Here is a 21,706-nt window from a genome sequence, read left to right on the forward strand (position 1 = left end):
GGAAAGACGGCGGGGCCGAACCGACCCCGCCGTCTGAATTTCGCGATTCGTTACTCGTCAGGGCTGGTATTCGTACGCCCCGATATCCCAACCCGCGCCGCGCGGGCGCGGACGATCCATGACGTCCCGGTAGAGCAACGACGCCAACGATCCCGACAGGTAGGCGAAGGGATTGGCCCCGGCGTCGACGAGGTCGCTGCCCGCGGTCAGGTCGTAGTTGCCCGCGCCCGCGTTCACGAAGCCGGCGCTCGTATTCAGGTTCATCGACGCGTCCGCGCAGTCCGTCCACGAGCAGTCGTTGATGTCGGCGAGGTCGTTGATGCAGTCCGCCGTGTCGGCTTGGAGGAAGAGGCAGTCGGGCGTCGCGGACGACGTGATGTTGTTGCCCACGAAGGTCAGCGGCGCGCCGGAGCTGTCGTTGGAGAAGTACACTCCGTAAGTGTCGGTCGTCGCGGCACCGACGGTGATCGTGTTGTTGATAACCGTCATCGGTGCAAACATGGTATCCTGATAGGGATACAGGAACGCGCCGACGGAGTAGCTCGATCCGGCGGGAGCGGCGAGGATCGTGTTGTTGCCGATCACGGATTCCCCGTCGATGTTGGTCAGATAAAGGCCGATGCTGCTCGTCGTCGCGGTCCCGGCGTGGATCAGATTGTTCTCGAACATGCTGTCGCCGAAGTTGATCGCGTATACCCCAAAGTTGCCCGCCGAGCTGCCCGCGCGAAAGACGTTGCCCTCCGCGAATATGCCAAAGGCGAATTGCGAGAAAAGGCCGATGGAGCTGACCGCGCCGTCCCCCGCGTCGATGACGTTATCGGAGAGGCTGAAGTCGGCCAGAAGGGCAAAAATGCCCGTCGCCGCGCCGGCCGCGGCGTCCGCGCCTTCGACGGTGTTGCCGTTCACCTCGAACGACGAGCTCGGGTCAAAGCCGGTGAGGTAGAGGCCATAGCCGTTGGCCGCGGGATCTCCGACGTCGACATTGTTACCGTTCACGCGCGCGGAGTATGCCGTGGCATAAATGCCCGCAGCCACGGTCGCGGATTCCGGCGTTGAAATGACGTTGTTGCGGACATCGGAATTCAGCGCGTACGCAAAGATGCCGTAGGCCGCGCTGGTGAGGTTCGCGCCGGTCGTCACCTGATTGTCGACGACCGTGACGTCGTTGTTCAGAAACGAGTAGACCCCGTAGTTCTTGCCGCAGTCGTCTCCGCCGGCGATGATGTTGTTCGAAATCCGGATCTCTCCTCCACTCACCATGATCCCCATCGAGGACGTGACCACCGAGTCCGGCATGTTCACCTCGAACCCGTCGACGGTGACCGGCTGCGTCGGAATGGCGTAGATGGCGAACGTCGTCTGTCCGTTGACGATCGACGGATTGTTGACGAGATCGCGCGTCCAGTCGGCCGGATCGTATCCGCCGAAGAGCGACGCCTCCGTCGTGACGACCGACTCGTCGTAGGTGCCACCGGCGATGTAGACGTTCTCGCCTCCATCCACAGCCGCGGCTTCGTCGATGCCCTTCTGGATCGTCGCGAAGGGTGCGGCCTGCGTGCCCGCGTTGGAGTCGTTGCCGCTCACCTCATCGACAAAGAAGCCGTTCGAATCCTCGGCGGTGAAATCTCCGCTGTCGCAGTCCTGATCGATGCCGTCGTCCGGAATATCGAATCCCGCGGGATTCACGTCCGGATTCGTGTCGTCGCAGTCGTCGCCTTCGTCGGCATAGCCGCCGGGCAGACTGTCGCCCGAACACACCGGCACCTCGGTGCCGAAGAAGTAGTCGCCATCGGCATCGACGAATCCGGCCAGAAACTGCCACACCGCGGCATCGCCGTCGTTGCAGTCCGGCCCGTCGATCGACGTGTAGGCGTCGCACCCGGCGAAAACCAGGTCGCCGTCGTTGTCCAAACAGGTCGCGCAGCTCGCCCAGTTGTTCTCATCGGCGTCGTCGCAGTCGGGACCCGCGTCGCAGTTCTCGCCGCGCGTGTCGCCATCGGTGTCCACGCATTGCGGTTCGACGTCGTCATCCGCATCGTCGTCCGCGTCGTCGTCGGCGTCGTCGTCGGCGTCATCATCGGAGTCGTCATCCGTGGCGTCGTCGTCGGAATCGTCATCCGTGGCGTCGTCGTCCGCGGGCGAGCCGGAATCGTCGTCGTCATCGTCATCGCCGCAACCGCAGCCGACGATCGACGCGGACATCAGGGCGAGGACCAGCACCCACATCCATCCCTTTGTAAAACGCATGGCCGCGAACCTCCCGATTCGAAAGTGGATCCAGTGAATTGTGCCTACTCGGGCAGTGTCCCCCCGACCGTCCCCACCGTCAAGCAAAATCTGCATGACAAATGTCATATGTGAATTTCGAGCGGTCAGCGCGCGAAGAATTACAGGTACGGCCCGCCGAATTGGATCAACGTCGTGGCGCTCGGCGCGTCGATCTCCAATGGGTCCTCGCAGCCGGTCGAGTCACAGGGGTAGATCAACCAGCGTGTCTCACCGCCAACGTCTCCGACGACCGCCGGGTCCGGCGCGTGATCGCCGGTGAAGTCGATCTCCATCGTCATCCACGGCGGACTATCGAACGCGGTGGTGACGTCCGCGTCGTAGGCTTCGTCCATATTCTCGCCGTTGTACAGGTAGATGCGGTAGTCGTAGACCCAGTCCGCGCCGCCCCAAACGGCTTCCTGCGCGAGAACGAATACATCCACGATGCCGTCGCCGCCCAGGTCCGCCGCTCCCGCGGTCGTGCGTCCGCCTTCACCAAGCGCAATCGTTGCGAGCGACGTCGTCTCCGAACCGTCGAGCATCGACAGGAGCGAAAGCTGCCCCGTTCGCGCTCCGCCGTCGGTATGTTCCGTGATGACGGCGAGCGACGGATCGAGCCCGCCCGCGGGAATGAAACCCACTGCGGTGCCGCCGCGCCGGTGGCCCATTGCGAACTCACTCACGTAGCCCGGCGGCAGCGTGAACGTGAAGCGTTCAGAATATCCGTCCGGGCCGTTGAGAACGGGCCAGTGGTCGTCCCCTCCCGACTCGCTGACGTTGAGAAACGGGTCGAGCACGCCGTCGAGGTCGACATCGATGAAATCGTAGAGGCTATACGCGTACGCGTCGGCCGCCGGTGTGGAGGCGAACTCCTCGACGAAGACGCCGCCGACGTAGCCATACACGGTGTGCGATGCCTCCTTCGACGGGATCGCGTCGTCGGCCCACGTGAGCGCGTGGATGAACTCCGTTATCCCGTCGCCGTCGAAATCGCCGACGCGCCCGCTCGACCAGTTGTTGCCGTTCAGAGCCTCGATGGGATCGGTCGACGCGACCGGGGCGCCGGTCAGGCTGTTGTACGCGTAAAACTGCGCGTACTCCGTTCCGGCGTCGTCCCACTCACGGTAGGTCGCGAAGTGCACCGCGCCGGAATCGCCCGTCACGTTCGACGCGGTCGGGAAAAGCCGCCCCGGCACGAAGTCGGGCAGCCATGCGGTGTTCCCCTCACCTTCGTCAGGGATCAGATCCCCGGGCGTGATCGTTCCACCCTCGTTGTGGAAGATGAGGTAGCCCTTGTCGCCCCCGCAGTCCTCGCAATACGTGACGAAGTCCGCGAAGCCGTCGTTGCGTTCGTCGAGGATGGCAAACGCGTACAGATTCGCGTCGACGGGATCGGACTCGTAAAAGGGCGTCTCGAAATCGCCGTTCGCGTAAACGAGAAATGTCGTCTCCAGCGTGCCCGCGTCGTAGGCGGCGATCAGCACGTCCCAGATGCCGTCCTGATCGAAATCCGCGACGGAAAACCGCGTTCCGCCCTCGCCGATGGCGACGCCCTCCAGCGTGAGCTTCGCCGTGCTCGCCAGCGTGCCCGGCTCGACGAAGAACAGGACGAATCGGTCGTCGTCCCAATCCATCGTGGCCATGGCGAGTTCCTCGTCGCCGTCGCCGTCGTAGTCGGCGGGGACAATGCACCCGGCTTCCGGGCCGAGGTCGTCGTCGCCGGTGTCGTCGTCCGTCGTGTCGTCGTCGGACGTATCGTCATCGCCGGTGTCGTCATCCGCCGAATCATCGTCAGCGTCGTCGTCCGCGGAGCCGCCGCCCGAATCGTCGTCGTCATCGCCGCAACCGCAGCCGACCGAAGACATCGCCAGAACCAAGCACCACGCACCAAGGGCAATCCACTTCGTGAGACGCATTCGCCACCTCCAACGAACCGACACAACTCCACCATCGGCAATTCAAGGGTGTGAGGATACGCGGGAGAACCCGACCGGTGGTCATGACATTTGTCATCTTGCCGACGAATTCACCATCCCGATCCACGCCGACCGAGTCGGCTCAGCACCCGCAGCCCGAATCACCACCGCCGTCCGAATCGCCGCCGACGCCGTCATGGCCCTCGTCATCATCCTTGTCGTCATTGGCATCGTCGTCCGTCATATCGTCGTCCGCGTCGTCATCCGCGTCGTCATCCGCGTCGTCGTCCGCGTCGTCGTCCGTCATGTCGTCGTCGGTTTCGAGCAGATCGGCGTAGTTTTCAATGCGGTGGAAGGTCGTGAAGTTCGCGTCGTGATAGCCGTGGGGCATCACGCCGCCGCCCATCGGGTGCGCCGTGCGCGAAACGAACACGATGTCGTCGCCGTCGAAAAGCCAGTCGACGTACTGCCACGCGTGAAAGACCGGATCGAGGCTGTAGAGGATCTCGGACACCACGGTCCAGGTCACCAGATCGGCCGAAGCCGTCAGGCACAGACGGTTGCGCATGGCGTAAGGATCGCGCTGCGTGTTGACGAGAGACCAGTAGAGATCCGTCGCCTCGTCGTACCGGATCGTGAACTTCACGCCGCCGCCGGGAAAGTCGATGAAGTCGTTTTGCGGATCGAAGGTCGCCGTCAGGCCGTCGTCACTCACGTGCACCACCGCCGCCGACTCGACGACGAACAGCGACGGAATCGCCCCCGCGACGCGCAGGATGTTGACGACGTCGCCGTCCGGCGTGACGACCGCGTTGCCTTCCAGCCAGCCCGTGCCCAGCCACGTATCCTCGTCGAACGAAAGCCGGTTCGTCGCCGTCCAGTTCGAGGCGACCAGCAGATCGGCGTCCTCGGGCGCGCTCATCACGAACGCGCGAAAGTACGCCGCCCAGTCGCCGGGATCCTGCCGGTCCTCCATAGCGCGCCAGATGCGCCCGTCGTACACCACCACCGGCACGGGCGCGGTGTGATAACCCGTGTCGGGAAACAGCACGCCCGTGTTTTCGTCGTCGGCACTCGTCCACGTGTGGCCGCCGTCGTCGGATCGATGAATCACGCACCGGCTGTTCGCGCCGCCGCCCGAATCGCCCATCAGGTAGAGCGCGTCGTTGTGAAAAAAGAGCGACGCCCAGTGAAGTGGCGCGACCTGGGAGATCTCCCGCCAGTTGATTCCGCCGTCGCGCGATTCGAGCAGCATGGTGTGCGCGCCACCCGCGCCGCTCACGTCGTGAGCCGCCACGAAAGTGTCGTCGGGCAGCGCGGCGATCGCCGGCGACATGTAATAGATGTTTTCCGGATCGGGACTGAAGTCGATCACCGCGCCGGGGATGTCGATCCGCTCCGTGGTGAACGACCAAACGTCGCCCGTCACGACCGTCGCGTCCTCGAGGACGGTATCAACACGCCAGTAATACGTGCGGTCGCGCTCCAGCGCGCCGATCACGAAGCTCGGGGCGTCCGCTTCGGTCGAACCTCCATAGGTCGCCTCGCCGTCCGGGTCGATGATGGCGGCGGGATTCGGATCGAGACGCACGATGAATCGGTCGATCGGCGAAGGGTTGCCTTCGGGCGGCGTCCAGTGCAGCAGCACACTCGCCGGCTCGATCCACGCGCGTCCGTCCACCGGCAGCGGCGACGTGGCCGGACCGGCCGCAAACGAAACGCACACCCCGAACGCAAGCGCCAAAACCATGATCGCCATACGCATCCGCATGCGCAAAGCGTAACGCAAATCGCCGTGCCGGGAAAATCCCACTCGTGGGGCGCGCGGGATCTGTCTGCCGCCGAACCACGTCGCGATTTTGCGATTGATTCCCGGGCGGGCATTTGGCACAATTCCGGGCCTGTTGTGCGTTTCACATTCGGGATGCGCGGTCGATGGTGATTCGGGCGCTCACGGCGGCGGAAGTCGAGGCCGCGTACGCCATCGCCCCCCGGACTTCGGGGGACGAGCGTTCGCGTTTTCCCGCCGTTGCGCCGCGCGAGGAGCGCACAGCCGCGCGCGAGAAGTCGGGCCGCGATGGCCGCGCCGCCTACCCCCGCATGACGGTCAGCGAATACCGCGTCGAAACCGCCGCCATCTCGCCCTTCGCCACCGCGATCCCGCGTGCCGCGGTCTTCTACGACGAGGTGGAACGCATCGCCAAGGGCCGCTACGAGCGCGGCCGCCTCGTCGATCAAAACGCGTGAGGAACCCGTGACCCGTCATCGGGCGTCCATCTGGTGGTCGCGCGGAGATGCCGCGTTTTCCGGCGGCGAATATTCGCGCGTTCACGAGTGGCGTTTCGACGGCGGCGCGGTGATTCGCGCATCGGCCTCGCCGCAGATTGTCCCCGCGCCGCACGGCGACGCCGCCGCCGTGGACCCCGAGGAAGCCTTCGTCGCCGCGCTGTCCTCCTGCCACATGCTGTGGTTTCTGCACCTCGCGTCCGACGCGGGGTATGTCGTTGATCGCTACGAGGACAACGCCGTCGGCGTGCTGGGGAAGAATGAGGCCGGGCGTCCGGCCGTCACGCGCGTCACGCTGCGCCCGAAGGTGATGTTCGGTCCCGCGCGCGCCCCGGGGGAGCCGGAATTGCGCGAGCTTCATCATCGCGCGCACGAACAATGCTTTCTCGCCGCGTCGGTGCTCACGCATGTCGAAGTCGAACCGCAATTTCCTGACGTTTCTCTTTGACTTGGCGCAAGGCGGCGTGCTAGGACTTCGCAGGACCGGTCGCCGCGCGGACGAGTGGCCGACAAAGGACGTGAGATGACCCCGAATCCGGAGAATCCCGGCGGGCGGCGCGTGCTGCCGCTTCTGCCGCTGCGCGATATCATCGTCTTCCCGCACATGATGGTGCCCCTGTTCGTGGGGCGCGAAAAATCCATCGCGGCGCTCGACCACGCCATGCGTCACGGCAAGGAGCTGGTGCTCGCGGCGCAGGAGGTGGCGAAGTTCGATTCGCCGCGGCCGGAGGACATCTACCACTTCGGCACCATCGGCACGATCGTGCAGATGCTGCGCCTGCCCGACGGCACCGTGAAGGTGCTGGTCGAGGGACAGTCACGCGCGCGCATCCACGAGTTTTTGCCCAGCACTGACTATTTCCTCGTGCAGTGCGAGGACGTGCCCGTGCGCGCCGTGCCCTCGATCGAGGTCGAGGCGCTCACGCGCTCGCTGCGCGCGACGTTCGAGCAGTACGTCAAGCTAAACCGCCGTCTGCCGCAGGATTTGGTGATGAGTGTCGAGGCGATCGACGATCCGTCGAAGCTCGCCGACACGATCGCCGTGAACCTGAACCTCAAGCTGCACGAGAAGCAGGAGATTCTGGAAACGGTGGACACGGTGCCCCGCATGGAGCGCGTCTTCAGCCACATGCGCGGCGAGATCGAGGTGTTGCAGGTCGAGCGCAAGATCAAGAACCGCGTCCGCAAGCAGGTCGAGCGCTCGCAGAAGGAGTACTACCTCAACGAGCAGATGCGCGCGATCCAGAAGGAACTGGGCGGCGCGGACGACTACAAGAACGACCTGAAGGATCTGGAAGACCGGATCGCGAACAAAAAGCTCTCCGAGGAGGCGTCCGAAAAGGTCAAATCGGAGATGAAGAAGCTGCGCATGATGAGCCCGATGAGCGCCGAGGCGACCGTCGTGCGCAACTACATCGAGACGATTCTCTCGCTGCCGTGGTTCGAGGTCGCGGACGAAAACGCCGACATCGACCGGGCCGAGGAGATCCTCAACGAGGACCACTACGGGCTAGAGAAGGTGAAGGAGCGCATCGTCGAGTACCTCGCGGTCAATCACCTCGTCGGCAAGATCAAGGGGCCCATCCTGTGCCTCGTCGGCCCTCCGGGCGGCGGCAAGACCTCGCTGGGCAAGTCGATCGGCCGCGCCACGGGTCGGCCGATGGTGCGCATTTCGCTCGGCGGCGTGCGCGACGAGGCCGAGGTGCGCGGGCATCGCCGCACCTACATTGGCTCGATGCCGGGCAAGATCATTCAGGGCATGAAGAAGGCGGGCGTCATCAACCCCGTGTTCCTGCTCGACGAAGTGGACAAGATGAGCCAGGACTATCGTGGCGATCCCGCGGCGGCGCTGCTCGAGGTGCTGGACCCGGAGCAGAATCACGCGTTCAACGACCATTACATGGACGTCGATTACGATCTGTCCCACGTGATGTTCGTGACGACGGCGAACAACCTCGCCGGCATTCCCGCCCCCCTGCAGGACCGCATGGAGATCATCCAGCTTCCCGGGTACACGCAGAACGAAAAGTTCCACATCGCGCGCCGTTTTCTGCTGCGCAAGCAGATCGAAAACCACGGCCTCGCCGACAAAAAAGTCGTCATCGCCGACTCGGCGATCGAGCGCATCATCAACGAATACACGCGCGAAGCCGGCGTGCGAAATCTCGAGCGAGAGATTTCCGGCATCTGCCGGAAGTCGGCGCGGTTCATCACCAAGACCGGCAACGCGGGCAAGTCGGTGCGCGTCACGGCGGCGTCGCTGCCCAAATATCTCGGCGTGCCGCGCTTCCGACGCGACCAACTCGAGGACCGCGACCTGATCGGCCTCGCGACCGGACTCGCGTGGACGGCGGCGGGCGGCGAACTGCTGCCGGTCGAGGTGGCGATCGTGCCGGGCAAGGGCAAGATCGTCATCACGGGCAAGCTCGGCGACGTGATGCAGGAGTCGGTGCAGGCGGCGTACAGCTACGTGCGTTCGCGGGCTGCGCAGCTCGGTCTCAAGCTGCCCGATCCCGACAAGACCGACCTGCATGTACACGTGCCCGAGGGCGCGATCCCCAAGGACGGCCCGTCCGCGGGCATCACGGTCGCGACCTCGATCGCCTCTGCGCTGCTGGGCGTGCCGGTGCGTCGCGACCTGGCCATGACGGGCGAGATCACGCTGCGCGGGCGCGTGCTCCCCATCGGCGGACTCAAGGAAAAGGTCATCGCGGCGCATCGCGGCGGGGTCAAGGTCGTGCTCGTCCCGAGCGAAAACGAAAAGGACCTCAAGGATATCCCCGCCGAAATCCGCAAGGACATCGAACTGCGGATCGTCGAGAACATGGACGACGTGCTGCGCTCGGCGCTCGTCGGCGGCGAAGCCCTGCTGGGCGTGCAGACCGCGCCGGGCGTCGAGATTCCGCAGCACGCGACCTTCGCCGACCAGACCGGCGATCTGATCTGACCTTCCCCCAAGCCGACCGGTTTCGGGCCCGCGCCCGGCCGGTCGCCGTCGTCCAGAGGGCCGACGGGCTGCTTGTCAACAGATTTGCTGCCAACAGATTTGTTGGCGTGGTCCGCCCCGCTTCGCGAATTGATTTGAAGGCGCGCGTGCGTATAATGCGCACCCCTCGCGCGGGTGCGGGGCCGTTTTGGGGCGTAGACAAGCGGTAAGTCACAGGACTTTGACTCCTGCATTCGAAGGTTCGAATCCTTCCGCCCCAGAATTCGGGGAGTGTGGCGCGGGCGCCCTCGCCCGCGACGGGATCGCGAACCCGGCCGAGGGCGGCCGGGCCACATTCGGGATTGGGCAGAATCCCGGCCGAGGGCGGCCGGGCCGCATGCGGCGTGGCTGCGGAAAAAACGTCGGGGTTTTCGCGGCTTGACACACGCGGGGCGATCTGGCAAAAGCCCGCGAGCGTCGAGTCGGGTCCCTATTTCATCCACGCCAAACATCGTTTGGCCCGCGCGAAGAGCGCGGTGGTAGGGCTGTTGTCATGAACGCCGCCAGGCCCCACATCAATCCGGATCTGATCCGGGTTTTCACCGGCAACGCCAACCCCGAGTTGGCGAAGCGGATCTGCGAACTTCTGGGCGTGCCCCTTTCGCGCACCGACGCGCGCAAGTTCGCCGACGGCGAAGTCGACGTGACGATCCACGAGACGGTGCGCGGCAAGGACGTCTTCCTCGTCCAGCCCACGTGCGGTCCAAGCATCAACGACAACCTGATGGAACTGCTCGTCATGCTCGACGCCGCCAAGCGCGCGAGCGCCGAGCGCATCACCGCCGTGATCCCCTATTACGGATACGCACGGCAGGACCGCAAGGTCAGTCCCCGCGCGCCGATCACGGCCAAGCTCGTCGCGAACCTGATCCAGACGGCGGGCGCGCACCGCGTGCTCACGATGGATCTCCACGCGGGCCAGATTCAGGGATTCTTCGACATTCCCGTGGACAACCTGTACGCGACGGGAACGCTGTGCCGCCATCTCGAGTCGCTCGACGTGCTCGACGGCGCGGAGGTGGTGGTGGTCAGCCCCGACGCGGGCGGCGTGCGTCGAGCGCGCTACATGGCGCATATCCTGGAAAAATCCGCCTCGCTCGCCATCATCGACAAGCGGCGCGCGGGCCCGGGCAAGATCGAAGAGGTTCGCATCATCGGCGAGGTGACGGACAAGGTCGCTGTGCTGGTGGACGACATGATCGATTCGGCGGGCACGATCGTCGCGGCGGCGGGCGCCCTGCAGCAGGCGGGCGTGAAGCGCGTGCTGGCCGTGGGCACGCACGCGGTGTTTTCGGGCCCGGCGGTCGAGCGCATCCGCAACTCGGGCATCGACCTGATGCTGGTGACCGACACGATTCCGCTGGGAGAGCCGGCGCGGGCCGTGCCGAGCATCCAGGCGGTGTCGATCGCGAGACTGTTCGCCGATGCGATCGAAAACATCCACTGCGGCGGCTCGGTGTCGTCGCTGTTCACCGACGTCGAAGTGATCAACTGACACAAACGGCGGGGCCGACGCGCCGCCTGGGAGAGGGAAACATGACGATTCACGAGCTTTCCGCCAGCTTGCGTCCCGCGGGAAAAAAGGGCGACGCTCACAAGGCGCGCCGCGCCGGACAGATTCCGGCGGTCGTTTACGGCCGCGACGAGAAGCCGGTGGCGGTGGCGTTGGCGCACGCGCAGTTCAAAGATTTTCTGAAGCGGCACAACTACACGACGAGCCTGATCCGGCTGAACGTCGAAGGTTCCTCGGCGCTGGCGGACAAGGTGGTGATGATCCGCGAATTGCAGCTCCACTTCATCGAGCGCGAGCCGCTGTCGGTGGGGTTCAAGATCATCGACATGACCAAGCCCGTTTCGGTCATTGTGCCGATCATGTTCGAGGGTGAGGCCAAGGGCATCAAGCTGGGCGCCATCGTGCAGCATCTGGTGCGCGAGATCGAAGTCTACGCCCTGCCTGACCGCATTCCGAACGCGATCCACTGCAACGTGACCGAATTGACGACGGGCACGACGCTCTTCGCGCGCGATCTGGTCCTGACGGACGGCGTGACGCTGGCGCTCGACGCCGACACCCCGGTCGTGACCTGCATGAAGCCGCGCGAGGACAAACCGGTCGCGGCGGCGGGCGAGGAAGCGGCGGCTCCGGCGGCGGCGGGCGCCAAACCGGCCGCGGGCGCGAAACCGGCGGCGGGCGCGAAACCGGCGGCGGCTCCGGCGGCGGCGAAACCCGCGGCGAAACCGGCCGGCGGCGGCAAGAAGTAGTCCGTTCGGGCGCGCGTCCGTGGCGATGCGACTCATCGTGGGCCTGGGAAATCCCGGACCCGAATACGTCTGGACTCGCCACAACGCGGGCTTTTGGACGCTGGACATCCTGGCGGACCGTCTCGGCGCGCGCTTCGCCAACAAGTGGTCGTCGCAAGTCGCCAACGGGCGGCTCGCCGGGGATTCGGCGATCCTGCAGAAGCCCACGACATTCATGAACCGATCCGGGTTCGCGGTTACGCAGGCCATGAGTTTTTACGGGCTCGAGACCGCGGCGCTGATTGTCATCCACGACGACGTGGATCTCGCGCCGGGACGGCTCAAGATCAAACAGGGCGGCGGCGCGGGGGGACACAAGGGCATCGCGTCGCTCGAACAGCAACTCCCCGATCGCGAATTTTTCCGGGTGCGTTTCGGGGTGGGACGGCCCGAGGCGCCCGGCGCCGACACGGCGGATTTCGTGCTCGCGCGCATCCCCGAGGTCGAACGCGCGGCGTGGCGCGAGCGGGCGAAGACGGCGGCCGATGCCGTGGAGTGCCTGATCTCCGAGGGGCTCGCCGCGGCGCAAAATCGATTCCACGCCGATCCCCGCGAGGGCGACGGCTGACGCGACGGAAAACGAAGCGGACTCTCGAACGAAACGGAGCGTACGATGGGTGATATTCTCGGTTCTCTCGGGTGGCTGGTCGGCATCGTCGGCCTCGTTTACGCATGGCAGGTATATCAGCGAATTCTCGCGGCGGACCCGGGCACGGAAGCCATGCGCGCGCTGGGCGACCAGATCGCCGAAGGCGCCGCGGTATTCCTGAAGCGCGAGTACATGGTGCTCGCGATCTTCGGTGCGGTGGTCTTCACGCTGCTGCTGATTTTCCGCGACCTGTGGACGGCGATCGCTTTCGCCACCGGCGGCGCGTGCTCGATGGCGGCGGGCGTTGCCGGCATGACGGCGGCGACCAAGGCCAACGTGCGCACCGCGCAGGCGGCGGCGACCAAGGGCGCGGGCGAGGCGCTGGCGCAGGCGTTCGCCGGCGGCAACGTCATGGGCATGGCCGTGGCGAGCCTGGGCTTGCTGGGCCTCGGCCTGTTCTTCCTCTACCCTGTTTTCGCCGAGAACACCGCGCACAATCTGGAAAACTTCGCGAGCATCATCGGCGGATTCTCGATGGGCGCGAGTTCGATCGCCCTGTTCGCCCGCGTGGGCGGCGGCATCTTCACCAAGGCCGCGGACGTGGGCGCGGACCTCGTCGGCAAAATCGAGGCGGGCATCCCCGAGGACGACCCGAGCAACCCGGCCGTCATCGCCGACAACGTGGGCGACAACGTCGGCGACGTGGCGGGGCTCGGCGCGGACCTGTTCGAGTCGTATGTCGGCGCGGTCGTCGCCACGATGATCATCGCGGTGTCGATGAGCGAACGCATGATGAGCTACATGGCGCTGCCGCTCGCGCTGATCGCCGTCGGTCTTCTCGGCTCGATCTACGGCTCGCGCCAGGTCGAAAAACTCAAGAACCAGGATCCGGCCAAGGCGCTGCGCTACGCGACGTGGTACGCGGGCGGCGTGTTCCTCGTCGGCGCGTTTTTCGTGACCGGCCTGCTGCTGTGGGGCACCGGGCACATCCTCGGCGTGTATGGCGCGGTCGTGGTGGGCCTCGCGGCGGGCGTCGTCATCGGCTTGCTGACCGAGTACTACACGGCGTCGAAGCCTGTTCACACCATCGCGAAGGCGTCGCAAACCGGCCCGGCGACCAACATCATCGCCGGTTTCGCGGTGGGTCTCGAATCGACCGCGCTGCCCGTCGTTGTGCTCGCCCTGGCGATCTTTCTGTCCTACGACTGGGCGGGGCTCTACGGCATCGGCATCGCGGGCGTCGCCATGCTGTCCACCGTGGGGATCACCATGAGCGTCGATGCATACGGCCCGGTGGCCGACAACGCCGGCGGCATCACCGAAATGGCCGGGCTCGGCTCCGAAGTCCGCGCCATCACCGACAAGCTCGATTCGCTGGGCAACACCACGGCGGCGATCGGCAAGGGCTTCGCCATCGGTTCCGCCGCGCTCGCGGCGCTGGCGCTGTTCTCGGCATATCTGAACACCACGAAGATGCAGATCGCCGACCTGTCGCTCATGAACAACATGGTGATCGTGGGCCTGTTTCTCGGCGGCATCATGCCCTATCTCGTCGGCGCCATGACGATGCGCTCCGTGGGCCGTGCGGCCGGCAAGATGGTCGAGGAAGTGCGCCGTCAGTTCCGCGAAAATCCCGGCCTCAAGGACGGCACGTCGAAGCCCGACTCGGCGCGATGCGTGGCGATTTCCACCGACGCGGCGATTCGCGAAATGCTGCTGCCGGGCATCAGCGCGGTGGTCGCGCCGATCTTCGTCGGCTTCGCCTTCGGCAAGGAGGCGCTCGGCGGATTCCTCGCGGGCTCCCTGCTGTGCGGCGTGTTCATGGCGCTTCTGATGGCCAACGCCGGCGGCGCGTGGGACAATGCCAAGAAGGCCATCGAGGGCGGCGCATACGGCGGCAAGGGATCGGACACGCACAAGGCCGCCGTCGTCGGCGACACGGTCGGCGATCCGTTCAAGGACACGAGCGGCCCGGCCATGAATATCCTCATCAAACTGATGAGCGTCGTGGCACTGGTCATCGCTCCGCTTCTGTGATAGAAGGCGCGCTCCGCGTTCGCGAATCGCGAGTTTGCGAACGCGGCTCGATCGTTCGCGATCGGGCTTGAGACACATTCGAATAGACCGGGCGATCGGCCGCGAGGCCACCGCCCGACTCCTTGCTCCGAGCGTGAATCGCCGGGGCCGCAACGACCGGAAGGAGGACATTCCGTGCTACGGAAATACGAGCTGCTGTACGTCCTGCGTCACGACTCTCCCGCCGAAGCCACGCAGGCGACCATCGACAAGGTCAAGGACACCATCACCGGCCAGGGCGGGACGATTCTGCTCCACGAAAGCTGGGGCAAGAAGAAGCTGGCGTACGAAATCAAGAAGCTGAACAAGGGCATCTATCAGCTCACGACCTTCGCCGGCCAGTCGTCGATCATCCACGAGATCGAGCGCAACCTGCGCATCAATCAGGAAGTCCTGCGCTGGCTGACGGTCCAGCTCGAGGAGCAGGTGACGGATCTCGCGGCCGAGGTCGAGAAGTACTCCCAGATCACGCCCCGCATGGTGCCGATCGACGGCGAGGACGATCGCCCGCAGGTCGAGGAGCGTCCGGCTGCGGCCGAGACCCCCAAGGCCGAGGGTGATGACGACGACGACGACGAGGACGGAGACGACGTCCTGGCGCCGGGTGCCGAAGCGGCCGACGAGGCGACGACGGACGAGGTCTGAGCCCGGGCTCCGCGCGCCGGGACGAGGGAGGGCGAGATGGCGAGCTACAATCAAGTCACCCTCATGGGCAATCTGACCCGCGATCCCGAGAAACGGTACACCGATTCGGGAACGTGCGTGGTGAGCCTGTCGCTGGCCGTGAACCGTCGGGTGAAGAAGAACAACGAGTGGACCGACGAAGTCAGTTTCTTCGACATCACGGTCTGGGGCGCGCAGGGCGAGAACTGCGCGAAGTTCCTGGCGAAGGGGCGACCGGTTCTGATCGACGGGGAATTGCGACAACGCCGGTGGGAAGCCACCGACGGGTCGAAGCGATCGAAAGTGGAGGTGGTGGCGAACCGCGTCGTGTTCGTGGGCGCGCCCCGCGCGGCGGAAGACCGCGAGGGCGTGGCCGACGACGAAGCGCCGCCGCCGATTGAAGACGACGATGTCCCGTTCTGAGCGAACGGCGAGTTGGGAGTAAACGCATGAACATCAGCCGACTGAGCACCCGCAAGCGTCGCGCGCTGCAGCGGCGGCGCGTGTGCCGATTCTGCGCGGACGCGACCCTGACGATCGACTACAAGGACACGAAGATGCTCAACCACTTCGTGACCGAACGCGGCAAGATCATCCCGCGGCGCATTTCGGGCAACTGCGCGACGCACCAGCGGGAGATGATGACCGCGGTCAAGCGCGCGCGCCAGGTCGCCCTGCTTCCGTACGTCGCCACCACGGTCTGACCGACGGGAGTTCGCTTGGACGCGACCACGTCCGTGCTGGCCATGGTCGTGGTGATGGCCGCGGCCGTGACCTTTCCCTCGTCGATCGTCTTTCTGAAGACGCGGCGGGGACGACCCTTTGCCTACGGCCTCGTCGTCCTGCTGGGCGGCTTGGGGTACGCACTGGGCGGCGCGCCGACGGCCGCGTGGATGCTGGCGCTGTTTGCCGTGTCCGGGCTCGCGCTCGGATTCGGCCTGGTCCGCTTCAAGCGGATCGAATCGGTCTTTCTCATGGCGTGGGCGGCGACGATGGTCGCCGTCGCGGTGAACACCGCGGTGATCGCGTCGGGGCTCGGCGTGACGCCGGGCGACGTGCGCGATTTTCTTGAGGCCGGCGCCCGAACGCATCGCGAAATGCTGGTCGCGCTGGGCGCGGTGACCGAGGAACAGGCCGCGTCGATGTCCGGCATGCCGGATGCCTGGCTGCGGATGCTCTTCGCGATGCTGCCGGCGCTGTACGCGCAGCTCGCGGCGATCATCGTATGGCTGAACCTCATGTCGGTCGCGCGGTGGAGCCCGGTGGGCGTTTTCCCCTCGGTGGAGATTGACCTGACGCGATGGAGCGCTCCGGAGCCGCTGGTGTTCGGCGTGCTCGCGCCCGGCATCGTGCTGGCGATCGCACCGGACTGGAGATGGCAGGTTCTGGCCGGCAACGTGCTCGTCCTGTTCGCGCAGCCCTTCTTTTTTCAGGGCTTTGCGATTCTCGCGCACACGCTGGGGCGAATGCGCGTGGGACCCGCGGGACGGATGCTCACGTACGTGCTCGCCCTCGGATTTCTGGGCGCGATGCTGGTGCCGCTGATGGTGCTGCTCGCGCTCGCGGATATTTGGCTCGACTTTCGACGGCTTCGCCGTCCGCCCCCGGCGGTACGGGAAGAGCCCGACGACGAAGGAGACGACACATGAAGATCATTCTGCTGGCCGACGTGGAAGACGTGGGCAAGATCGGCGACACCATCGCCGTGGCCGATGGATTCGCCCGCAATTTCCTCATTCCGCGCAGCCTGGCCGTCGCCGCCACCGAGCGCTCGCTCAAGCAGCTCGCGCACCAGAAGCGGCTCGCCGAGAGTCGGCGCCGCAAGGCGGTGTCCGCCGCCGAGAGCGTGAAGCGCAAGAGCGAAACGCTCCAGGTCACGATCAGCGCCAAAGTCGGCGAGGAAGACAAGCTCTACGGCTCGGTCACCAGCCGCGACATCCACGATGCCCTCACGGCGCAGGATGTCGACGTCGACAAGCGCCGCATCGTGCTCGACGAGCCGATCAAGCGCACCGGCGTCTTCGACGTCCCGGTGAAACTCGGCTACGAGATCACCGCCATCGCCAAGGTGTGGGTGGTCAAGGAGTGACGACGCCTTCGGGCGTCCGATGCGAGGAAGGACGCCTTCGGGCGTCCGCCTCCGGCAGGACGCGGCGCGGGAAACGCAAAGGGGAGAGCGCATGGCCGATGCGGATGTCCTGACGCGCGAACCGCCGCACTCCGACGACGCGGAGCTCGCGGTCCTCGCGGGCATCCTGCTGCGCGCCGCTGCGCTCGATCAGATCGGCACGCAGCTTCGCGACGAGCACTTTTACCGCACGGCGCACCGTCTCGTCTTTTCCGCGATGGTCGATCTCCATCGCGCGCGCGCGCCCATCGACCCCATCACGCTCGCCGAGCGCCTGCGGGTCCGGGGGCAGCTCGAGGAGATCGGCGGCCTCGTCTTCATCGACCGGCTGATGGACGTCACGGCGACCTCGGCCAACATCGCCAACTACGCGCAGATCGTCGTCGAGAAGGCGATCCTGCGCCGTCTCATCTCCGTGTCGCACGACATCCTCGCCCAGTCGTACAACCCCGCCGACGAGGTGGACGAGATCGTCGACCACGCGGTGGCGTCGGTGCTCGAAGTCGCTTCGCAGACCGCCGAGGAGGGCGTCGTCCCCCTCGACACCATCATCCGGGAAACGATCGCGCACCTGAGCAAGGTCGCGCAAAGCGGCGAGATCCACTCGGGCGTGGCGTCGGGATTCTTCGACCTCGACCGCTACACCAACGGATTTCAGAAAGGCGATCTCATCATCTGCGCGGCGCGCCCGGGCATGGGCAAGACCTCGTTCGCGCTCAACGTGGCGCAGTTCGCCGCGTCGGAAATGGGCGGCGGCAAGACCGTGCTCTTTTTCTCGATGGAAATGCCGCGCGCGCAGCTTGGGCTGCGTCTCATCTGTTCGCTGGCCGGCGTGGACATGGCCGACATGCGCACCCCCGAGCGCATCGAGATGCACTTCCCGCAGCTCATCGAGGCCGCGCAGGCGCTCTACACGAGCCGTCTGCACATCGACGACACCGCGAACCTCTCCGTGCAGGACGTGCGGATGAAGGCGCGGCGGCTCAAGGCCGAAAAGGGCCTCGACATGGTGTGTATCGACTACATCCAGCTCATGCGCGCGCAGAAAAACGTGCAGAGCCGCGAGCAGGAGATCGCCCAGATCAGCCGCAACCTGAAGATCCTCGCCAAGGAGATGGAGATCCCGGTCATCGCCCTCGCGCAGCTCAACCGCATGGTGGAACAGCGCGACAACAAGCGCCCGCGCCCCGCGGACCTGCGCGAATCGGGCGCGCTGGAACAGGACGCCGACATGATCCTGTTCATCTACCGCGACGACTTCTACAACGAGGACTCGCCCGAGCCGGGCATCGCCGAGATCATCATCGGCAAGCACCGCAACGGTCCGATCGGCACCGCGAAGCTCATCTTCGACGGCCGCCACACGCGTTTCCAGAACCGCGCGCAGATGGGCGACGGCGACGTGGACGAGCACTATTAGGGCATTTAGTGTAATTCTGTAGTCGCACCTCCATCCGTCGGTGCCGCAAACGAAGTCCCGAGTGCATCCGAGGGACGAAAGTGCGCGGGCAGGTCCGATTACGGATTCCGGTTATCGGATTGCGGATTCATTGCCCGCGCACTGTCGTTTGCGGCACAGACATCGCAACGCTTGCGCCCCGTGACGTCGTCTTACACCGGCGAAACGCCGTGCTTCTTGTACGGGCGCTCCACCTTCTTGTGTTCGGCGAGGCGCAGCGACCAGATGATCTTCTCGCGCGTCTCGCGAGGATCGATCACGTCGTCGATGAAGCTCCAGCCGCTCGCGACGTAGACGTCGATCATCTTCTTGAACTGCGCGATCAGCATGGCGCGCATGCCCTCTTTGTCCTCGGCCTGCTCGATCATGCCGCGGCCCATGATGTTCACCGCACCCTCGGGCCCCATGACGGAGATCTCCGCGGTCGGCCATGCGAACACAGCGTCGGCGCCGAATTCGCGACCGTTCATCGCGAAATAGCCCGCGCCATACGCCTTGCGCAGCACCACCGTGATCTTGGGGACCGTCGCCTCGGACATCGCGAAGATCATCTTCGCACCGTGGCGAATGATGCCCATGTGCTCGACCGATTTGCCGACCATGAAGCCCGGCACGTCCTGCAAAAAGATCAGCGGAATGTGGAACGCGTCGCACAGCGAGATGAACCGCGCCGCCTTGTCCGCCGAGTCGTTGTCGAGCACCGCGCCCTTGGCCTTGGGCTGGCTGCCCAGAATGCCGACGGGCTGGCCGTCCATGTGGGCGAGGCCGGTCACGATCGACTTCGCGAACTTGGGTTTGATCTCGAAAAAATCGCCGTTGTCGACGATCAGCTTGATGACGTCTTTCACGTCGAAGGGCTTGCGCGGATTGGTCGGCACGATGCCGAGCAGGCCGTCCTCGCGGCGTTTGGGGTCGTCGGTGCAGGTCACGCGCGGCGGCCGGTCGTTCACCGACGACGGGAAAAACGACAGATATTTCTTGACGACCTCGATGCACTCGCGATCGTCGGCGACCTCGACATCGGCCACACCCGAGATCTGCGTGTGGACCTTCGATCCGCCCAGCTCTTCCTCGGTGATGTCCTCGCCGGTCGCGGCCTTCACCAGATGCACGCCCGCGAGCGCCATCGACGAGATGCCCTTCACCATCGGCACGAAATCCGACAGGCCCGGGATGTAAGCGGTGCCCGCGGAGCACGGCCCGAGCATCGCCGCGACCAACGGGATGACGCCGCTCATCTGCACCTCGTCGTAAAACAGCCCTCCCGACCCCGCGAACTGGCTGCCCGTCGCCTCCTGCACGCGCGCGCCCGCCGAGTCGAGCAGCCACACGAAGGGCACGCGCTTTTCGAGCGCCCATTTGCGCAGGCGCGTCATCTTCATTTCGCTGATCATGCCCATCGAACCGGCCATGACCGTGAAATCGTACGCGCCGCAGCACACGAGTCGGCCGTCCACGTGCCCGAAGCCGGTGATGACGCCGTCCGCGGGCGTCTCCTTGCCGGCCATCAGCGGGCTCTGGCTCTGATGCCGCGCGTGCATCATTACCTCGGTGAACGTGCCGGGGTCGAACAGCAGATCGATGCGCTCGCGCGCCGTGAGCTTGCCGCGCGAATGCTGCTTGGCGACCGCGGCCTCTCCGCCCATCGCACGCACCTTCGCGCGTTTCTTCTCGAGTCGCGCGAGCATTTCTTCCATCGGGGGGTATTCAAGCGGATCGGACATGTCAGGCTCCCGTCTCAGGGTTCTTGGATTTTGGGTTTTGGTTGTTGGTTCGCTGGCGCGTGGATCCGGGCGTTGACGATCCCTCCGATCGTTTCGAGAGCGCGCGAATCAATCCACCGAGAACGCGGCCGAGACGATCGCACCGCGCGAGTAGGTCCTTATTGCAATTCAGGTCCGCCATGCCTAGACGTTGCGAGAGAAGGAGTTGTGTTTCCAGTTCCGAAAGACTTCCGTACGCAATGTGCAGGAAACGCACGAAGTCGGTGTTGCTCCCTCGCCCGGCGCCTTCCGCGATGTTCGATGGCACCGAGACCGCCGACTTTCGAAGCTGCGCTACGAGACTGTATTGCTCTGCTTTCGGGAAGTTCGAGGTCAATCGATAACAGGACTCTGCGATGTCCATCGCCTGTTTCCATGCTTCCAGATCCCGATAGCTCCCACGGATCACGCTATCGCCCCCGAACCCTCGTGTCGCTCACCAACAACCAAAAACCAAAAACCACCTACCTGTCCTTCCAATTCGCGTCCCGCTTCTCCATAAACGCCATCACACCCTCCATGGCGTCCTCGGCCATCGCGTTCACGGTCAGCATCGTGTGCAGATATTTGAGCGCGTCCTCGGTGCTCATGTCGTCCATGTCGTAGAACGCCTTTTTACCGAGGCGCAGCACGGCGGCGGATTTCGACGCGAGCGCGGCGACGATCTCGTCGGTTTTCGTGTCGAGTTCGGCGGCGGGCACGGCGTAGTTGGCGACGCCGTGGCGCACCGCTTCTTCCGCGGTGAATCGCCCGCCGGTCAGCATGATCTCCATGAGTTTTTTGCGTCCCACGTGACGAACGAGCAGCGCCATGATCATCATCGGGAACAGGCCCAGTTTGATTTCCGGCGTGCCGAAGGTCGCGTCGGCGGTGGCGACGACGATGTCCGACGCGCACGCGAGACCGAGCCCGCCGCCCAGCGCGTGGCCGTTCACCCGCGCGACGATCGGTTTGCCGCAGCGCCCGAAACGCAGCAGCAACTCGGCGTACTCGCCGCGGCCCTCGTGCATGGCGACAAAGCCCGCCGACGGATCGATGCGCAGATTGCCGCCCGCGCAAAACGCCTTGTCGCCCGCGCCGGTCAGCACGATCACGCGCACCTCGGCGTCGGCCTCATGCGCGTCGATCGCCCCGCGGATGCCGCGGATCACGTCAAAGTCAATCGCGTTGCGCGTCTCGGGCCGGTTGATGACGATCCGCCCGACAGGCGGCGCTTTTTCGATCAGAACGGCGTCGGACATGGATGCACTCCTCCGATCAATCTACCTTCA

The 21,706-nt window shown here is 65.2% G+C and carries 19 protein-coding genes and 1 tRNA gene; 14 read left to right on the plus strand and 6 right to left on the minus strand.

Annotation, left to right across the window (positions count from 1 at the left end):
• Positions 1-57: 57 nt before the first annotated feature.
• The 3 genes from IT350_11010 to IT350_11020 form a co-directional block, all read right to left on the minus strand.
• Entirely contained in the window at positions 58-2,247 is a 2,190-nt protein-coding gene (locus IT350_11010; protein MCC6158570.1) for a DUF1565 domain-containing protein, read from the minus strand.
• Positions 2,248-2,387: 140 nt separating this feature from the next.
• Positions 2,388-4,184, minus strand: a complete 1,797-nt coding sequence (locus IT350_11015) for a VCBS repeat-containing protein (protein MCC6158571.1) — start codon at positions 4,182-4,184, stop codon at positions 2,388-2,390.
• A gap of 142 nt (positions 4,185-4,326) precedes the next feature.
• A complete protein-coding gene (locus IT350_11020) occupies positions 4,327-5,955 on the minus strand; it encodes a hypothetical protein (GenBank protein ID MCC6158572.1) in 1,629 nt (542 codons plus the stop codon).
• 164 nt (positions 5,956-6,119) lie between these two features.
• On the opposite strand from IT350_11020, the gene IT350_11025 reads away from it, so the two are divergent.
• From IT350_11025 to dnaB, 14 genes are all read left to right on the plus strand, one after another.
• Positions 6,120-6,431: a hypothetical protein gene (locus IT350_11025; GenBank protein MCC6158573.1), complete on the plus strand. Its 312-nt coding sequence runs from the start codon at positions 6,120-6,122 to the stop codon at positions 6,429-6,431.
• 7 nt (positions 6,432-6,438) lie between these two features.
• Positions 6,439-6,918 (plus strand): OsmC family protein, encoded by a 480-nt coding sequence (locus tag IT350_11030; GenBank protein ID MCC6158574.1) that lies wholly within the window; start codon positions 6,439-6,441, stop codon positions 6,916-6,918.
• Between the two features lie 75 nt (positions 6,919-6,993).
• Positions 6,994-9,417: an endopeptidase La gene (lon, locus tag IT350_11035; protein ID MCC6158575.1), complete on the plus strand. Its 2,424-nt coding sequence runs from the start codon at positions 6,994-6,996 to the stop codon at positions 9,415-9,417.
• Between the two features lie 188 nt (positions 9,418-9,605).
• Positions 9,606-9,677, plus strand: a tRNA-Gln gene (locus IT350_11040).
• Positions 9,678-9,949: 272 nt separating this feature from the next.
• Positions 9,950-10,951: a ribose-phosphate pyrophosphokinase gene (locus tag IT350_11045; protein MCC6158576.1), complete on the plus strand. Its 1,002-nt coding sequence runs from the start codon at positions 9,950-9,952 to the stop codon at positions 10,949-10,951.
• A gap of 41 nt (positions 10,952-10,992) precedes the next feature.
• Positions 10,993-11,718, plus strand: coding sequence for a 50S ribosomal protein L25 (locus tag IT350_11050; protein ID MCC6158577.1), 726 nt, complete (start codon positions 10,993-10,995; stop codon positions 11,716-11,718).
• Between the two features lie 25 nt (positions 11,719-11,743).
• Complete coding sequence (locus IT350_11055; protein ID MCC6158578.1) at positions 11,744-12,325, plus strand: aminoacyl-tRNA hydrolase; 582 nt, start codon at positions 11,744-11,746, stop codon at positions 12,323-12,325.
• Positions 12,326-12,370: 45 nt separating this feature from the next.
• Positions 12,371-14,383 carry a sodium-translocating pyrophosphatase gene (locus IT350_11060; protein ID MCC6158579.1) on the plus strand — a complete coding sequence of 671 codons (2,013 nt, stop codon included), beginning with the start codon at positions 12,371-12,373 and terminating at the stop codon, positions 14,381-14,383.
• Positions 14,384-14,557: 174 nt separating this feature from the next.
• A complete protein-coding gene (rpsF, locus tag IT350_11065) occupies positions 14,558-15,067 on the plus strand; it encodes a 30S ribosomal protein S6 (GenBank protein MCC6158580.1) in 510 nt (169 codons plus the stop codon).
• A 36-nt stretch (positions 15,068-15,103) separates the two neighbouring features.
• Positions 15,104-15,508, plus strand: coding sequence for a single-stranded DNA-binding protein (gene ssb, locus IT350_11070; GenBank protein MCC6158581.1), 405 nt, complete (start codon positions 15,104-15,106; stop codon positions 15,506-15,508).
• A 26-nt stretch (positions 15,509-15,534) separates the two neighbouring features.
• Positions 15,535-15,789, plus strand: a complete 255-nt coding sequence (locus IT350_11075; GenBank protein ID MCC6158582.1) for a 30S ribosomal protein S18 — start codon at positions 15,535-15,537, stop codon at positions 15,787-15,789.
• 15 nt (positions 15,790-15,804) lie between these two features.
• Positions 15,805-16,734, plus strand: coding sequence for a DUF2232 domain-containing protein (locus tag IT350_11080; GenBank protein ID MCC6158583.1), 930 nt, complete (start codon positions 15,805-15,807; stop codon positions 16,732-16,734).
• Positions 16,731-17,174 (plus strand): 50S ribosomal protein L9, encoded by a 444-nt coding sequence (locus tag IT350_11085; protein ID MCC6158584.1) that lies wholly within the window; start codon positions 16,731-16,733, stop codon positions 17,172-17,174. The genes IT350_11080 and IT350_11085 overlap by 4 nt, the downstream gene beginning before the upstream one ends.
• A 91-nt stretch (positions 17,175-17,265) precedes the next feature.
• Entirely contained in the window at positions 17,266-18,633 is a 1,368-nt protein-coding gene (dnaB, locus tag IT350_11090) for a replicative DNA helicase (GenBank protein MCC6158585.1), read from the plus strand.
• Between the two features lie 191 nt (positions 18,634-18,824).
• Here dnaB and IT350_11095 read toward each other — a convergent pair whose 3' ends face one another.
• The 3 genes from IT350_11095 to IT350_11105 form a co-directional block, all read right to left on the minus strand.
• Entirely contained in the window at positions 18,825-20,369 is a 1,545-nt protein-coding gene (locus IT350_11095; protein ID MCC6158586.1) for an acyl-CoA carboxylase subunit beta, read from the minus strand.
• 28 nt (positions 20,370-20,397) lie between these two features.
• Positions 20,398-20,799, minus strand: coding sequence for a four helix bundle protein (locus tag IT350_11100; GenBank protein MCC6158587.1), 402 nt, complete (start codon positions 20,797-20,799; stop codon positions 20,398-20,400).
• A 100-nt stretch (positions 20,800-20,899) separates the two neighbouring features.
• Positions 20,900-21,676, minus strand: coding sequence for an enoyl-CoA hydratase/isomerase family protein (locus IT350_11105; GenBank protein MCC6158588.1), 777 nt, complete (start codon positions 21,674-21,676; stop codon positions 20,900-20,902).
• Positions 21,677-21,706: the final 30 nt, after the last annotated feature.

Source organism: Deltaproteobacteria bacterium, assembly GCA_020845895.1.
Lineage (GTDB): Bacteria > Lernaellota > Lernaellaia > JACKCT01 > JACKCT01 > JADLEX01.

Excerpts from the sequence above, each read along its gene's own strand:
- IT350_11010 (MCC6158570.1), bottom strand. The coding sequence starts at position 2,247 with ATGCGTTTTACAAAGGGATGGATGTGGGTGCTGGTCCTCGCCCTGATG.
- IT350_11015 (MCC6158571.1), bottom strand. The coding sequence starts at position 4,184 with ATGCGTCTCACGAAGTGGATTGCCCTTGGTGCGTGGTGCTTGGTTCTG.
- IT350_11020 (MCC6158572.1), bottom strand. The coding sequence starts at position 5,955 with ATGCGGATGCGTATGGCGATCATGGTTTTGGCGCTTGCGTTCGGGGTG.
- IT350_11025 (MCC6158573.1), top strand. The coding sequence starts at position 6,120 with ATGGTGATTCGGGCGCTCACGGCGGCGGAAGTCGAGGCCGCGTACGCC.
- lon (MCC6158575.1), top strand. The coding sequence starts at position 6,994 with ATGACCCCGAATCCGGAGAATCCCGGCGGGCGGCGCGTGCTGCCGCTT.
- IT350_11045 (MCC6158576.1), top strand. The coding sequence starts at position 9,950 with ATGAACGCCGCCAGGCCCCACATCAATCCGGATCTGATCCGGGTTTTC.
- IT350_11050 (MCC6158577.1), top strand. The coding sequence starts at position 10,993 with ATGACGATTCACGAGCTTTCCGCCAGCTTGCGTCCCGCGGGAAAAAAG.
- IT350_11055 (MCC6158578.1), top strand. The coding sequence starts at position 11,744 with ATGCGACTCATCGTGGGCCTGGGAAATCCCGGACCCGAATACGTCTGG.
- IT350_11060 (MCC6158579.1), top strand. The coding sequence starts at position 12,371 with ATGGGTGATATTCTCGGTTCTCTCGGGTGGCTGGTCGGCATCGTCGGC.
- ssb (MCC6158581.1), top strand. The coding sequence starts at position 15,104 with ATGGCGAGCTACAATCAAGTCACCCTCATGGGCAATCTGACCCGCGAT.
- IT350_11075 (MCC6158582.1), top strand. The coding sequence starts at position 15,535 with ATGAACATCAGCCGACTGAGCACCCGCAAGCGTCGCGCGCTGCAGCGG.
- IT350_11085 (MCC6158584.1), top strand. The coding sequence starts at position 16,731 with ATGAAGATCATTCTGCTGGCCGACGTGGAAGACGTGGGCAAGATCGGC.
- dnaB (MCC6158585.1), top strand. The coding sequence starts at position 17,266 with ATGGCCGATGCGGATGTCCTGACGCGCGAACCGCCGCACTCCGACGAC.
- IT350_11095 (MCC6158586.1), bottom strand. The coding sequence starts at position 20,369 with ATGGAAGAAATGCTCGCGCGACTCGAGAAGAAACGCGCGAAGGTGCGT.
- IT350_11100 (MCC6158587.1), bottom strand. The coding sequence starts at position 20,799 with ATGGACATCGCAGAGTCCTGTTATCGATTGACCTCGAACTTCCCGAAA.
- IT350_11105 (MCC6158588.1), bottom strand. The coding sequence starts at position 21,676 with ATGTCCGACGCCGTTCTGATCGAAAAAGCGCCGCCTGTCGGGCGGATC.